At 60.1% G+C, this 13,951-nt stretch carries 13 protein-coding genes; 11 read left to right on the top strand and 2 right to left on the bottom strand.

Annotated elements, in window-relative coordinates:
• Positions 1 to 190: 190 nt before the first annotated feature.
• The 6 genes from RS887_RS08865 (at position 191) to trpE (ending at position 6,817) form a co-directional block, all read left to right on the top strand.
• Complete coding sequence (locus tag RS887_RS08865; RefSeq protein WP_057396328.1) at positions 191 to 1,438, top strand: ABC transporter permease; 1,248 nt, start codon at positions 191 to 193, stop codon at positions 1,436 to 1,438.
• Between the two features lie 12 nt (positions 1,439 to 1,450).
• Positions 1,451 to 2,275, top strand: coding sequence for an ABC transporter permease (locus RS887_RS08860; RefSeq protein WP_322615063.1), 825 nt, complete (start codon positions 1,451 to 1,453; stop codon positions 2,273 to 2,275).
• A 237-nt stretch (positions 2,276 to 2,512) separates the two neighbouring features.
• A complete protein-coding gene (locus RS887_RS08855) occupies positions 2,513 to 3,661 on the top strand; it encodes an iron-containing alcohol dehydrogenase (protein WP_322615062.1) in 1,149 nt (382 codons plus the stop codon).
• 115 nt (positions 3,662 to 3,776) lie between these two features.
• A complete protein-coding gene (rpe, locus tag RS887_RS08850; RefSeq protein ID WP_322615061.1) occupies positions 3,777 to 4,451 on the top strand; it encodes a ribulose-phosphate 3-epimerase in 675 nt (224 codons plus the stop codon).
• A complete protein-coding gene (locus tag RS887_RS08845) occupies positions 4,448 to 5,266 on the top strand; it encodes a phosphoglycolate phosphatase (RefSeq protein ID WP_322615060.1) in 819 nt (272 codons plus the stop codon). Before rpe ends, RS887_RS08845 begins: the two co-directional genes overlap by 4 nt.
• Positions 5,267 to 5,335: 69 nt before the next feature.
• A complete protein-coding gene (gene trpE, locus RS887_RS08840; RefSeq protein WP_322615059.1) occupies positions 5,336 to 6,817 on the top strand; it encodes an anthranilate synthase component I in 1,482 nt (493 codons plus the stop codon).
• 171 nt (positions 6,818 to 6,988) lie between these two features.
• On the opposite strand, the gene estP is transcribed toward trpE, so the two are convergent.
• The gene (gene estP, locus RS887_RS08835) at positions 6,989 to 8,899 is read right to left on the bottom strand and encodes an esterase EstP (protein WP_322615058.1); all 1,911 of its coding nucleotides are present in this window, start codon (positions 8,897 to 8,899) and stop codon (positions 6,989 to 6,991) included.
• A gap of 408 nt (positions 8,900 to 9,307) precedes the next feature.
• Here estP and RS887_RS08830 point away from each other — a divergent pair, with 408 nt between their 5' ends.
• The 4 genes from RS887_RS08830 (at position 9,308) to RS887_RS08815 (ending at position 12,594) form a co-directional block, all read left to right on the top strand.
• A complete protein-coding gene (locus RS887_RS08830; RefSeq protein ID WP_007980194.1) occupies positions 9,308 to 9,901 on the top strand; it encodes an aminodeoxychorismate/anthranilate synthase component II in 594 nt (197 codons plus the stop codon).
• A 9-nt stretch (positions 9,902 to 9,910) separates the two neighbouring features.
• Entirely contained in the window at positions 9,911 to 10,960 is a 1,050-nt protein-coding gene (gene trpD, locus RS887_RS08825) for an anthranilate phosphoribosyltransferase (RefSeq protein WP_111289415.1), read from the top strand.
• Complete coding sequence (gene trpC / locus RS887_RS08820; RefSeq protein WP_322615057.1) at positions 10,957 to 11,793, top strand: indole-3-glycerol phosphate synthase TrpC; 837 nt, start codon at positions 10,957 to 10,959, stop codon at positions 11,791 to 11,793. The genes trpD and trpC overlap by 4 nt, the downstream gene beginning before the upstream one ends.
• Positions 11,794 to 11,892: 99 nt before the next feature.
• The gene (locus RS887_RS08815; RefSeq protein ID WP_322615056.1) at positions 11,893 to 12,594 is read left to right on the top strand and encodes a lipoate--protein ligase family protein; all 702 of its coding nucleotides are present in this window, start codon (positions 11,893 to 11,895) and stop codon (positions 12,592 to 12,594) included.
• Between the two features lie 10 nt (positions 12,595 to 12,604).
• On the opposite strand, the gene crp is transcribed toward RS887_RS08815, so the two are convergent.
• The gene (gene crp / locus RS887_RS08810; protein WP_322615055.1) at positions 12,605 to 13,249 is read right to left on the bottom strand and encodes a cAMP-activated global transcriptional regulator CRP; all 645 of its coding nucleotides are present in this window, start codon (positions 13,247 to 13,249) and stop codon (positions 12,605 to 12,607) included.
• 228 nt (positions 13,250 to 13,477) lie between these two features.
• Here crp and RS887_RS08805 point away from each other — a divergent pair, with 228 nt between their 5' ends.
• The gene (locus RS887_RS08805; protein ID WP_007941657.1) at positions 13,478 to 13,900 is read left to right on the top strand and encodes an OsmC family protein; all 423 of its coding nucleotides are present in this window, start codon (positions 13,478 to 13,480) and stop codon (positions 13,898 to 13,900) included.
• Positions 13,901 to 13,951 lie beyond the last annotated feature (51 nt).

Below are 13,951 nucleotides of genomic sequence, written 5' to 3'. Positions count from 1 at the left end.
GCGGGCTTACGCTGTAGGAGCGAGCTTGCTCGCGAAGACGTCAGCTCATTCAACATCATTGTTGACTGACACTCCGCCTTCGCGAGCAAGTCGCACCGCCGCACCGCCGCTCCCACATTTGAACGGTGTGTATTAAACGATCGAGGTGGTTTCCCGCCTCTGCAATGATCAAAGATTTCCGGAGTACGCCATGGCTATCGCCGTTCCCGTGAACGCGGGCACTGACCCCACCTTGAAGCAGCGGCTCAAGCACGCCGAGCGGGTCAACCGCTGGAAGGCCCAGGCGTTGATTGCGCCGCTGGTGCTGTTTCTGTTGCTGGTGTTTCTGGTGCCGATCGTGGCGCTGCTCTACAAAAGCGTTGGCAACCCGGAAGTGGTCGGCGGCATGCCGCGCACCGTGACGGCCATCGCCAGCTGGGACGGCCGCGGCCTGCCCGCTGAACCGGTTTACAAAGCGGCGGCCGAAGACCTCGCCGACGCTCGCAAGAATCAGACCCTGGGTGATCTGTCCAAGCGCTTGAACATGGAGCTGGCAGGTTATCGCAGCCTGCTGACCAAAACCGCCCGCGCCTTGCCGCTCGCCACTGAACCGGCTTCTTATAAAGAAGCGCTGGAAGGTCTCGATGAGCGTTGGGGCGACCCGGCCTACTGGCAAGCGGTGCGCCGCAACACCAGCAGCATCACCCCGTATTACCTGCTGGCCGCTGTCGATCATCGCATCGACGACCTCGGCGAAATCGCCCCGGCCACCCCGGATCAGGCGATCTACCTCGACATCTTCGCCCGCACCTTCTGGATGGGCCTGATCATCACGGTGATCTGCCTGGTGCTGGCGTATCCCCTGGCTTACCTGTTGGCCAACCTGCCGTCGCGCCAGAGCAACCTGCTGATGATTCTGGTGCTGTTGCCGTTCTGGACCTCGATCCTGGTGCGGGTCGCGGCGTGGATCGTGTTGCTGCAATCGGGCGGCCTGATCAACAGCGGCCTGATGGCGATGGGCATCATCGATAAGCCGATCGAGTTGGTGTTCAACCGCGTCGGTGTCTACATCTCGATGGTGCACATCCTGCTGCCGTTCATGATCCTGCCGATCTACAGCGTGATGAAAGGCATCTCGCCAACCTACATGCGCGCCGCGATTTCCCTCGGCTGCCACCCGTTCGCCAGCTTCTGGCGGGTGTACTTCCCGCAGACCTATGCCGGTGTCGGCGCCGGTTGCCTGTTGGTATTCATCCTCGCCATCGGCTACTACATCACCCCGGCATTGCTGGGCAGCCCGAACGATCAGATGGTCAGCTACTTCGTCGCCTTCTACACCAACACCAGCATCAACTGGGGCATGGCGACAGCACTCGGTGGGTTGCTGCTGTTGGCGACCGTGGTGCTTTATCTGATTTACAGCTGGCTGGTGGGCGCCAGTCGCCTGCGCCTGAGCTAAGGGGAGAACGAAATGCTGAGTCCTTATATGTCGCCCATCGAACGGGTGTGGTTCTACGGCTTGCGGATTCTCTGCGGCTTGATTCTGTTGTTCCTGATTCTGCCGGTGCTGGTGATCATTCCGCTGTCGTTCAACTCCGGGAGTTTTCTGGTTTATCCGCTGCAAGGCTTCTCGCTGCACTGGTACCAGGATTTCTTTGCCTCGGCGGAATGGATGCGTTCGTTGAAGAACAGCATGATCGTGGCCCCGGCAGCGACCGTGTTGGCGATGATCTTCGGTACGCTGGCGGCGATCGGCCTGACTCGGGGCGACTTCCCGGGCAAGGCGCTGGTGATGGCGCTGGTGATTTCGCCGATGGTGGTGCCGGTGGTGATCATCGGTGTGGCCAGTTACCTGACCTTCGCTCCACTGGGATTCGGCAACAGCTATACCTCGCTGATCGTGGTGCACGCCGTGCTGGGTGTGCCGTTCGTGATCATCACCGTGTCGGCGACCTTGCAGGGGTTCAACCACAACCTGGTACGGGCCGCTGCGAGCCTGGGCGCTTCGCCGCTGACCACGTTCCGCCGGGTGACCTTGCCGCTGATCGCACCGGGCGTGATCTCGGGAGCGTTGTTTGCCTTCGCGACTTCGTTCGATGAGGTGGTGGTGACGCTGTTCCTCGCAGGTCCCGAGCAAGCGACCCTGCCACGGCAGATGTTCAGCGGCATCCGCGAAAACCTCAGCCCGACCATCGCCGCCGCCGCGACGCTGCTGATTGCCTTCTCGGTGATCCTGCTGCTGACCCTGGAATGGCTGCGTGGGCGTAGCGAGAAGCTGCGTACTGCGCAGGTCTGAAGCCACACACCGATCCGCTGTAACTGTAGGGGCGAGCTTGCTCGCGATGAACCTGAGAGCGACGCGGGCAATCAGAAGGCCCGCGTTATCGTTGGCGACCATCGCGAGCAGGCTCGCTCCTACAAGTGTTTTGTGTGGTTTTCAGGCGCGCGGTTCATTCACGACCTGAATGGCAGACAAACCCCAATCCCCAGCTACTCTTGTGCCCAGCTCCCCTATCTATAAGAGGCTGCGCACATGAGTATTTCCTCTTTCAAAATCGCTCACAAATTGATCACCGGCGCAGGTGCCATCGAGCAACTGGCCGCCGAACTGGCACGCCTGGACATCGATAACCCGCTGATTGTTACCGATGCCGCCCTGGTCAAATCCGGCACGGTGGAACTGGCACTGGCGCAGCTGGGCGAACGCAGCTACGAGATTTTCGACCGGGTACTGCCGGACCCGGAAATCGCCATTGTCGAAGACTGCATGCAGGTCTATCGCGACGGTGGGCATGACGGCTTGATCGGTCTGGGCGGCGGCAGTGCCATCGACATTGCCAAGAGCGTGGCGGCCTATGCCGGATATCACGGCGCGCTGGAGGATCTGTTCGGTATCGATCAGGTCCCGCGTAAAGGCCCGCCGCTGATCGCCATCCCGACCACGGCGGGTACCGGCTCGGAGGTGACCAATGTCGCCATCCTTTCCGACAAGTTAGCGCAACTGAAGAAGGGCATTGTCAGCGACTACCTGCTGCCGGACGTGGCGCTGGTCAGCCCGCAAATGACCCTGACCTGTCCGCGCAGTGTTACGGCGGCCAGCGGTGTCGATGCGCTGGTGCATGCCATCGAGTCCTATCTGTCGGTCAATGCCTCGCCGATTACCGATTCCCTGGCCATCGGCGCCATCAAGTTGATCGCCAAGGCTTTGCCCAAGGCCTACGCCAATCCGTCGAACCTGCAAGCCCGGGAAGACATGGCCACCGCCAGCCTGATGGCCGGCATGGCGTTCGGTAATGCCGGGGTTGGCGCGGTGCATGCGCTGGCATATCCGCTGGGCGGTCGTTTCAACATTGCCCATGGCGTCAGTAATGCCTTGCTACTGTCCCATGTCATGACCTGGAACAAGATGGCCTGCGTCGAACGCATGCAGGATATAGCCGAGGCCATGGGCGTGAAGATCGCGCATTTGAGTGCCAATGAAGCGGCCGACAAAGCCGTGCAAGCCATGACCGAACTGTGTGCCGCCGTGGAGATTCCCCTGGGCCTGCACAGTTTCGGTGTACCCGAGGACGCCATCCCGTCAATGGCCGCGGAAGCGGCGGGGATTGAGCGCCTGATGCGCAATAATCCGCGCAAATTGAGTGCCGTCGATATCGAAAAGATCTATCGCGCGGCGTACTAGAGCCTTTGCCGTTGATGGATGATGGCAGGTTCCAATCATCGCACTCACGGTGCGCGCGTCAAAGCATGAGGTATACAATGCGCGCCATCGTGATTCTGCTCAGAAAAGGTGCGTCATGCAGCCCTTCGTAATTGCTCCGTCGATTCTCTCCGCCGACTTCGCCCGCCTGGGTGAGGAAGTGGACAACGTCCTGGCCGCCGGCGCCGACTTCGTGCACTTCGATGTCATGGACAACCACTATGTACCGAACCTGACCATCGGCCCGATGGTCTGTTCGGCGCTGCGCAAGTACGGCGTGACCGCGCCGATCGACGCGCACCTGATGGTCAGCCCGGTGGACCGCATCGTGGGCGACTTCATCGAAGCCGGCGCGACGTACATCACCTTCCACCCGGAAGCCACCCGGCACGTCGACCGCTCCCTGCAACTGATCCGCGAAGGCGGCTGCAAGTCGGGCCTGGTGTTCAACCCGGCGACCCCGCTGGACGTGCTCAAGCACGTGATGGACAAGGTCGACATGATCCTGCTGATGAGCGTCAACCCGGGCTTCGGCGGGCAGAAGTTCATCCCCAGCACCCTCGACAAACTGCGTGAAGCACGGGCGTTGATCGATGCTTCGGGCTGTGACATTCGCCTGGAAATCGACGGCGGCGTGAACGTGAACAACATTCGCGAAATCGCAGCGGCCGGTGCCGACACCTTCGTCGCCGGCTCGGCCATCTTCAATGCGCCGAACTATCAGGAAGTCATCGAAAAGATGCGTTCCGAACTGGCGCTGGCTCGCCCATGAGTGGCTTTGAGCAGCTGTTCCCGGGGCAACTGCCGCGGCTGGTGATGTTCGATCTGGACGGTACATTGATCGACTCGGTGCCGGACCTGGCAGTGGCTGTGGACAAGATGCTGCTCAAGCTCGGTCGTCAGCCCGCCGGTCTGGAAGCGGTGCGCGAATGGGTCGGCAATGGCGCGCCAGTGCTGGTGCGTCGTGCGCTGGCCGGTGGTATTGATCATTCGGCGGTCGATAACACCGAGGCTGAACAGGCGCTGGAGTATTTCATGCAGGCTTATGGCGAGAGCCATGAGTTGACCGTGGTTTACCCCGGCGTGCGCGACACCCTCAAATGGCTGCAAAAGCAGGGTGTCGAGATGGCGCTGATCACCAACAAGCCGGAGCGTTTCGTTGCGCCGTTGCTGGATCAGATGAAAATCGGCCGTTATTTCCGCTGGATCATCGGCGGCGATACCCTGCCACAGAAAAAACCCGACCCGGCCGCGCTGTTTTTCGTGATGAAAATGGCCAGCATCCCGGCTTCACAGTCGTTGTTCGTCGGCGATTCGCGCAGCGATGTGCTGGCGGCGAAAGCGGCTGGGGTCAAGTGCGTGGCTCTGAGCTACGGCTATAACCACGGCCGGCCGATTGCCGAAGAGTCGCCGGCGCTGGTGATCGACGACCTGCGCAAGCTAATTCCCGGTTGCCTGGATCCGGCCGCTGAGATAACGTTGGCCGACGCTGTCAAACCCCCTTCTGGAAACGCCATCGTGGTGGTCACTCGCAAACTCTGGATGAAAGTCATCAAGGCCCTGGCCCGCTGGCGTTGGCGCGCCTGACTTGATCCTGGCCGGTTTCCGGCGCGTTTGCATACCTGACTGTTCGACCCTCAAGCCACGAGGCACCTCATGATCCGCGAAGAATTCCTGCGTTTGGCCGCTGCCGGCTACAACCGCATCCCGCTTGCCTGCGAAACCCTGGCCGACTTCGACACGCCGCTGTCGATCTACCTGAAACTGGCCGACGAGCCCAACTCCTACTTGCTGGAATCTGTACAGGGCGGCGAGAAGTGGGGGCGTTACTCGATCATCGGCCTGCCGTGCCGCACCGTGCTGCGGGTTCACGATCACCACGTCAGCGTGACCGTCGATGGTGTCGAGACCGAAAGCCACGACGTGGAAGACCCGCTGGCCTTCGTCGAAGCCTTCAAGGCTCGCTACAACGTGCCGACCATTGCCGGTCTGCCGCGTTTCAACGGCGGCCTGGTGGGCTACTTCGGTTACGACTGCGTGCGTTACGTGGAAAAGCGCCTGGGCAAGTGCCCGAACCCGGATCCGCTGGGCGTGCCGGACATTCTGCTGATGGTCTCCGACGCCGTTGTGGTGTTCGACAACCTCGCCGGCAAGATGCACGCCATCGTACTGGCCGACCCGGCTCAGGAAGATGCCTTCGAGCAAGGTCGCGCTCGCCTGGAAGAGCTCCTGGAAAAACTGCGCCAGCCGATCACCCCGCGCCGTGGCCTGGACTTCAGCCAGCAGCAAGCGGCTGACCCGGTGTTTCGCTCCAGCTTCACCCAGGACGATTACGAAAGAGCTGTCGACACTATCAAGGAATACATCCTGGCCGGTGACTGCATGCAGGTCGTGCCATCCCAGCGTATGTCCATTGACTTCAAGGCGGCGCCGATCGATCTGTACCGCGCGCTGCGCTGCTTCAACCCGACGCCTTACATGTACTTCTTCAACTTCGGCGACTTCCACGTCGTCGGCAGTTCGCCAGAAGTGTTGGTGCGGGTCGAAGACAACCTGATCACCGTGCGCCCGATTGCCGGCACCCGTCCGCGGGGTGCCAACGAAGAGGCTGATCTGGCACTGGAAAAAGATCTGCTGTCGGATGACAAGGAAATTGCCGAGCACCTGATGCTGATCGATCTCGGTCGTAACGACACCGGTCGTGTATCGGAAATCGGTTCGGTGAAACTCACCGAGAAAATGGTGATCGAGCGTTACTCCAACGTGATGCACATCGTGTCGAACGTCACCGGGCAACTGAAAGCCGGGCTGACGGCAATGGACGCACTGCGAGCGATTCTGCCGGCAGGCACTTTGTCCGGTGCGCCGAAGATTCGCGCGATGGAAATCATCGACGAGCTGGAGCCGGTCAAGCGTGGCGTCTACGGCGGTGCGGTCGGTTACTTCGCCTGGAACGGCAACATGGACACCGCCATTGCGATCCGCACGGCGGTGATCAAGAACGGCGAACTGCATGTGCAGGCCGGTGGCGGCATCGTCGCCGACTCGGTGCCGGCGCTGGAATGGGAAGAAACCCTGAACAAGCGCCGCGCAATGTTCCGTGCCGTTGCCCTGGCCGAACAAACCCCGGAAAGCTGAGTTGACCACAAAACCTGTGGGAGCGAGCTTGCTCGCGATAGCGGTGGGTCAGGCAACATCAATGTTGACTGTGAAGCCCTCATCGCGAGCAAGCTCGCTCCCACAATGACCTCACCACCATAAAAAAAACGCGGCGCCTGTGAGGGCGCCGCGTTTTTTATTGCCTGCACATCAGAAGTCCAGCGCAACACCTACATTGATGCCTTGTTGGGTGAAGTCGTCGTCCTTGCGAATGTTGTAGCTGGCACGCAGTGCCAGGTCCCGGGTGAGGTTGTGGCTCACCCCCAGGTTCAGGCGGCTCAGGTGGGATTGCGGGGTGTAGCCTTGCAGCGTGAACTGATTGTTCGGCAGGCTGTTGAGGTTGATGCCCACGTTCTGGGTGTCATCGTTGTACTCGCGCTCAACGGCCACTTCGCCGAAGACCTGGGTTTGCGGGGTGAACTGGTATTTGCCCTGCAGGCCAGCGCCGAGGCGGCGGGAAATACGGTCCTGATCGGCGAAAGTCAGCGCCGTAGAGTCGTTGCCGTCTTCCGAGTAACCGTCGACTTGCACCTTGGCGAAATCGGCGCTGACAAACGGCGACAGGTGCCAGGGGCTGCTGGCTTGTTGCGCAATGTCGTAACCCAGGCGAGCGCTGAAGGCTTCGACGTAGCCGCTGGTATCGCCTTTTTCGCCGCGCTCATTGACGCCCAACTGGAATTTACGCTTGAGGCTGTCGTAATCCAGATGCCCGGCCGTCAACGCCGCGTCGGCCCACACACGGTTTTGCTGGTATTGGGCGAACACCGTGCCCAGGTAAGTGTTGAGCTTGTAGTCGGAATCGTTGTTGCCGGCTTCAAGTTTCTGGTTATAGAAACCGGCCGCCAGGCCGACGCGCCAGGCATCATCGAGACGGTAGCTGCCACCGATGTTCAGGTTGGCTCCGTTGCCGTCGGCACTGACCGCGCTGTCCTGACCGTCAAAGTCCGGATGCTGTCCGCCGCCGGCAACAATGGCTCGCCATTGGCCGACGCCTTGCCAGTTTTCCCAATCGGCCAGCCACTGATTGCGCAATTCATCCTGATGCGCGCGCACGGTGCCCTGGGCCATTTCAGGCAACAAGGTCAGCTCCCACGGCGCTGCCAGCAGGGAATACGCGTAATCGGCAATCAGGCGTTGCCCGGCTTCGGTGGGGTGCACAGAGTCGTTGAAGATCAGTTTGGTCGGGTCCGGCGTGGCGCTGTTGATACCGAATCGGGCATTCTCGGTGCAGCCGTTGCCGCTGAAGCAGGTGGTGATGAGGTTTTGGTCGGTGGCCAGGCCAAACTGTGCCGGGTTGGCGAACGTCTCTTTGAGCAGTACCGGAATGTTGAGCGGGATGACAGAGGCATTGATGTTTTGCAGTCGGCTTACCAGTTCAGTGTTGAACTGGGTGCTGAGCTGGGACGTGAACGCTTGCAGCGGGGTGCCGTTGAACGCCGGGGTAAAGCCGATATCGGGCAGCAGCCAGACCATGACGTATTTGGCGCCGGCGGTTTGCAGCGCCTGCACGCTGTCGGCCAGTCTGTCAGCGGCGGCGCTGGCCTGGGGCAGGCTGGTGACGCGACCTTGCAGGAAGTCGTTACCGCCACCCGACAGGTAATACAGCGCATTCGGGTCGGCGCGGAAGTTGTTCGACGGCAGGTATCCGGCTCGGGTGCGATCGCCGGTGGCGGATGTGCTGGTGATCGAATCCAGAATCTGATCCGTGCGGTAGCCGCCGACGGCCCAGTTGTTGCCATCGGGCTGGCCGTTGCTGGCGCGCACCGCCGAAGATGACGACGCGGTCTGGTCCGCCGAGAACCCCAGTTTTCCACCCAGTATCTGCGTGGAGTTGAGCGAGCGGACTTCGCCGCTGCCATCCAGATACACCGGCCCCGTACGGTTGGTGAAGCGTTGTGTCGCCGAGGCAGGCCCGCCCGTGTCGGCAAAGGTCCCGGCGTCGTTGAGGCTGTCCCCGAAGACAATGTAGTTTGTATAAGGATTGGGTGCGGCGACCGCCTGGGCGCATGCCATCGCGAGCAAGCATCCTGCGAGCGGTACAAACAACGACTGTTTGATCATGAGCAAGTCCGTTTATTTATTGTTGTAGTGAACGAAACGACAGTACCAAAAACTTTCGGCCTTTTGCCATCTGTCGCGAAGCCTTTAATAGTTTCGCAGGCAGTACCCCCGGCGATATTGCACGCTCTGCCCAGCTAAGTTACTGTGCCGGAACGTACGAATGAGACCTTCCCCGTGTTGATCATCAGTAAACTCCTGGATCAAGTCATCAAGGCACACGCCCGCTGGCGTTGGCGCGCCTGAATTCTTTTGCCGGCCTGGCCGGACCTGTACCGCTTTGCCTTCTTTACCTGTTTGAAATGCCGCTTTGCTGGCGCTACTCCGGCACCTGACAAAGTGCAGCGCTCTGCGGGTCAATCATTCGAAGGCCATCTTTAAAGTCAGTGAATTCAAGAGGTTCTTAACGCCATGTTGCTGATGATCGATAACTACGACTCCTTTACCTACAACGTTGTGCAGTACCTGGGCGAGCTCGGCTCCCAGGTCAAAGTCGTGCGCAACGATGAACTGACCATCGCTGAAATCGAAGCCCTCAATCCTGAGCGTATCGTTGTGTCCCCCGGTCCTTGCACCCCGACCGAAGCCGGCATCTCGATTGAAGCGATCAAGCATTTCGCCGGTAAACTGCCGATTCTTGGCGTCTGCCTTGGTCACCAATCCATCGGCCAGGCCTTTGGTGGTGACGTGGTGCGCGCCCGTCAAGTGATGCACGGTAAGACTAGCCCGGTATTTCACGAGGACAAGGGTGTATTCGCAGGCCTGAATCGTCCGCTGACGGTGACCCGCTATCATTCATTGATCGTCAAGCGCGAAACCCTGCCCGACTGCCTGGAGCTGACGGCCTGGACCCAGCTCGAAGACGGCTCGGTCGACGAGATCATGGGCCTGCGTCACAAGACCCTGAACATCGAGGGCGTGCAGTTTCACCCGGAATCGATCCTCACCGAGCAGGGCCACGAACTGTTCGCCAACTTCCTCAAACAAACCGGCGGCACGCGCTAAGGACTTTTCATGAATATCAAGACAGCCCTGAGCCGCATCGTCGATCACCTCGACCTCAGTACCGATGAAATGCGCGACGTCATGCGCGAAATCATGACCGGGCAATGCACCGACGCGCAGATCGGCGCGTTCATGATGGCCATGCGCATGAAGAGCGAAAGCATCGACGAAATCGTCGGTGCCGTGTCGGTGATGCGCGAGCTGGCGGACAAGGTCGAACTCAAGACACTCGACGGTGTGGTCGATGTGGTCGGCACCGGCGGTGACGGTGCGAACATCTTCAACGTGTCCACAGCTTCTTCCTTTGTAGTCGCGGCGGCCGGTTGCACTGTGGCCAAGCACGGCAACCGTGCGGTATCGGGCAAGAGCGGCAGTGCCGATCTGCTGGAAGCCGCCGGTATCTATCTGAACCTGACCCCGGTGCAAGTCGCGCGCTGCATCGACAACGTCGGCATCGGTTTCATGTTTGCCCAGACCCATCACAAAGCCATGAAGTACGCCGCCGGTCCGCGCCGCGATCTTGGCCTGCGCACGCTGTTCAACATGCTCGGCCCGCTTACGAATCCGGCCGGTGTGAAGCATCAGGTGGTAGGCGTATTCACCCAGGCCTTGTGCCGGCCACTGGCGGAAGTATTGCAGCGTCTGGGCAGCAAACATGTACTGGTAGTGCATTCCAAGGATGGTCTGGACGAGTTCAGTCTCGCCGCGCCGACTTTTGTTGCCGAGCTGAAAAACAACGAGATCACCGAGTATTGGGTCGAGCCGGAAGATCTGGGCATGAAGAGCCAGAGCCTGCACGGTCTGTCGGTTGATGGCCCGGAAGCTTCGCTGGCGCTGATCCGCGACGCATTGGGCAAACGCAAAACCGAGAACGGCCAGAAAGCCGCCGAAATGATTGTGCTCAATGCCGGTGCGGCGCTGTACGCAGCTGATTTGGCCAGTAGCTTGAAACAGGGCGTGGAGCTTGCGCACGACGCTTTGCACACCGGTCTCGCTCGGGAGAAACTCGAGGAGTTGGGTGCCTTTACCGCGGTATTCAAAGTGGAGAATGAGGGATGAGTGTACCGACGGTTCTGGAAAACATTCTGGCCCGCAAAGTTCAGGAAGTGGCCGAGCGTAGCGCCCGTGTGAGCCTGAGCGAGCTGGAAAGTCTGGCCAAGGCGGCCGATGCACCCCGTGGTTTTGCCAAGGCCTTGCTGGCCCAGGCCAAGCTGAAGCAGCCGGCAGTCATTGCCGAAATCAAGAAAGCCTCGCCGAGCAAAGGCGTGATCCGCGAGAACTTCATTCCCGCCGATATCGCCAGAAGCTACGAGAAGGGCGGCGCGACCTGCCTGTCGGTACTCACCGACATCGACTACTTCCAGGGCGCCGACGCCTATCTGCAGCAGGCCCGTGCCGCGTGCAACCTGCCGGTGATCCGCAAGGACTTTATGATCGATCCGTACCAGATCGTCGAAGCTCGTGCGCTGGGCGCCGATTGCGTGCTGTTGATCGTCTCCGCGCTGGACGACGTGAAAATGGCCGAGCTGGCGGCCGTGGCCAAAAGCGTCAATCTTGATGTGCTGGTTGAAGTGCACGATGGCGATGAGCTGGAGCGCGCGTTGAAAACCCTCGACACGCCGCTGGTTGGGGTCAACAACCGTAACCTGCACACCTTCGACGTCAGCCTGGAAACCACTCTCGACCTGTTGCCTCGTATCCCGCGTGATCGTCTGGTCATCACCGAGAGCGGCATTCTCAACCGCGCCGATGTCGAACTGATGGAAATCAGCGACGTCTACGCGTTCCTGGTGGGCGAAGCCTTCATGCGTGCCGAAAGCCCGGGTACCGAGTTGCAGCGCCTGTTCTTCCCTGAGCGCGGTGTGCCTGTCAGCGGCTCGACCCTCGACTGATCCCCGCCATTGCAGGCAACCCGACTCCCTGTGGGAGCGGGCTTGCCCGCGATGAGGCCCTCAAATCCCCTAAAGACCTCATGTCTGCCGGAGTCGCCTATGTCGCTGCCAGTCTCTATGACCATCGAAGCCGGCCTGCAAGCCGAGCAGGATCTGTTGGCCTCGGTCTGCGCCGGCGACGCCGAGTTCGGCCTGCTGTTCTGGCAGCCGAGCGATCGGGCGCTGGTCATGCCGCGCCGCTTGAATCGCTTGCCCGGTTTCGAGGCGGCGTGCGAAGTGTCGGCGGCGGCAGGTTGGCCGGTGCTGTTGCGTGAAACCGGTGGCGAGCCGGTGCCGCAATCGGACTCGACCATCAACATCGCACTGGTTTACGCGCCGCCACGCAACGAAGGGGATTTGAACCGTATAGAGACCGGTTACCGGCGCTTGTGCGATCCGATCTGCCAGTTGCTCGATGAGTTGGGTGGCACTTCATCTCTGGGGGAAATCGAAGGCGCTTTTTGTGACGGTCGCTTCAACGTCAACCTCGATGGACGCAAAATGGTCGGTACCGCCCAGCGCTGGCGCCAGAGTCAGGGCGGGCAGCGTCCGGTGGGGCTGGTACATGGGGCGATGCTGCTGGATAACGAGCGAGAGTCGATGGTCGCCGCGGTCAATCGTTTCAATGAGGCCTGCGGTCTGGAGCAACGAGTCCGCGCCGAAAGCCACATTGCGTTGCATGAGAAGTTCAAGGCGCAGGATGCACTGGCGCGCCTCGATGAACTCTACCGTTTGATGCTGGCGCAGATGTTCAGCGGCTAGGTTTTCGAGCTTATCGCGTACCGAAGACCACCATGGTCTTGCCTTTGACGTCCACCAGGTTGCGCTCTTCCAGATCCTTGAGCACGCGACCGACCATCTCCCTGGAACAACCGACAATCCGCCCGATTTCCTGACGGGTCACCTTGATTTGCATGCCATCGGGGTGAGTCATGGCGTCTGGCTGTTTGCACAGCTCCAGCAGACAGCGGGCAACGCGGCCGGTCACGTCAAAAAATGCCAGGTCACCGACCTTGCGCGTGGTGTTGCGCAGGCGCTGTGCGATTTGTCCGCTGAGGACGTAAAGAATGTCCGGATCCTGCAGGGATAATTCGCGAAATTTTGCGTAGCTGATTTCCGCAACTTCGCATTCAACCTTGGCCCGCACCCAGGCACTGCGCTCCTGCTCCAGGCCGGCCTGCTCAAACAGGCCCAGCTCGCCGAAAAAGTCCCCGGCGTTCAGGTAGGAAATGATCATTTCCCGGCCGTCGTCATCTTCGATCAGGATGGTGACTGAGCCTTTGAGGATGAAAAACAGCGTTTCCGAGCGGTCGCCAGCACAAATGATGTTGCTCTTGGCCTGATAACGGCGGCGCTGGCAATGCATCAACAGCTTGTCGAGGTTTTTGATCTTGGGGTTGGGGGCAATAGCAACCATGGTTGTATCCCGAAAAGACTGCACGGTGTGTTTGGTTTTTATAAATAGCGACCGCTGGAATAAAGCTGGCCATGCGCCATCGAATTGGCGTCAGCTTAACAGACACTTCCTGAAATATTCGAGCATTTACCTACAAGGCGGTGGGATATGTCCTAGGACGCCGGGCGCTGTCAATCACGGGGCCTGTGCTAAGCTGGCGACCCTTTTTTATACAGTGGAGTCTTGGCGATGAAGGCACGCATCCAATGGGCTGGCGAAGCCATGTTCCTCGGCGAATCCGGTAGCGGTCATGTCGTGGTCATGGACGGTCCGCCCGATGCCGGCGGACGCAATCTGGGTGTCCGGCCGATGGAAATGCTGCTGCTGGGTGTTGGCGGTTGCAGCAATTTCGATGTGGTCAGCATCCTCAAGAAGTCCCGCCAGGCGGTCGAAAGCTGTGAAGCTTTCCTTGAAGCCGAGCGTGCGACCGAAGATCCAAAGGTTTTCACCAAGATCCACATGCACTTCGTGGTCAAGGGGCGCGGCCTGAAAGAAGCCCAGGTAAAACGCGCCATCGAATTGTCTGCCGAGAAGTATTGCTCGGCCTCGATCATGCTCGGCGCGGCAGGCGTGGCAATCACCCACGACTACGAAATCATCGAGCTCGGTTGAATCGACATTCAACTATCATAAAAGCTGTGCAGACTCTGGCGAACCCAAGCT

The organism is Pseudomonas sp. BIC9C, from assembly GCF_034541995.1.
GTDB lineage: Bacteria > Pseudomonadota > Gammaproteobacteria > Pseudomonadales > Pseudomonadaceae > Aquipseudomonas > Aquipseudomonas fluorescens_CC.
This window is presented reverse-complemented; position numbering and strand designations above follow the sequence as displayed.

Coding starts and splice junctions, on each gene's coding strand:
- RS887_RS08865 (WP_057396328.1), top strand. CDS start 191: ATGGCTATCGCCGTTCCCGTGAACGCGGGCACTGACCCCACCTTGAAG.
- RS887_RS08860 (WP_322615063.1), top strand. CDS start 1,451: ATGCTGAGTCCTTATATGTCGCCCATCGAACGGGTGTGGTTCTACGGC.
- RS887_RS08855 (WP_322615062.1), top strand. CDS start 2,513: ATGAGTATTTCCTCTTTCAAAATCGCTCACAAATTGATCACCGGCGCA.
- rpe (WP_322615061.1), top strand. CDS start 3,777: ATGCAGCCCTTCGTAATTGCTCCGTCGATTCTCTCCGCCGACTTCGCC.
- RS887_RS08845 (WP_322615060.1), top strand. CDS start 4,448: ATGAGTGGCTTTGAGCAGCTGTTCCCGGGGCAACTGCCGCGGCTGGTG.
- trpE (WP_322615059.1), top strand. CDS start 5,336: ATGATCCGCGAAGAATTCCTGCGTTTGGCCGCTGCCGGCTACAACCGC.
- estP (WP_322615058.1), bottom strand. CDS start 8,899: ATGATCAAACAGTCGTTGTTTGTACCGCTCGCAGGATGCTTGCTCGCG.
- RS887_RS08830 (WP_007980194.1), top strand. CDS start 9,308: ATGTTGCTGATGATCGATAACTACGACTCCTTTACCTACAACGTTGTG.
- trpD (WP_111289415.1), top strand. CDS start 9,911: ATGAATATCAAGACAGCCCTGAGCCGCATCGTCGATCACCTCGACCTC.
- trpC (WP_322615057.1), top strand. CDS start 10,957: ATGAGTGTACCGACGGTTCTGGAAAACATTCTGGCCCGCAAAGTTCAG.
- RS887_RS08815 (WP_322615056.1), top strand. CDS start 11,893: ATGTCGCTGCCAGTCTCTATGACCATCGAAGCCGGCCTGCAAGCCGAG.
- crp (WP_322615055.1), bottom strand. CDS start 13,249: ATGGTTGCTATTGCCCCCAACCCCAAGATCAAAAACCTCGACAAGCTG.
- RS887_RS08805 (WP_007941657.1), top strand. CDS start 13,478: ATGAAGGCACGCATCCAATGGGCTGGCGAAGCCATGTTCCTCGGCGAA.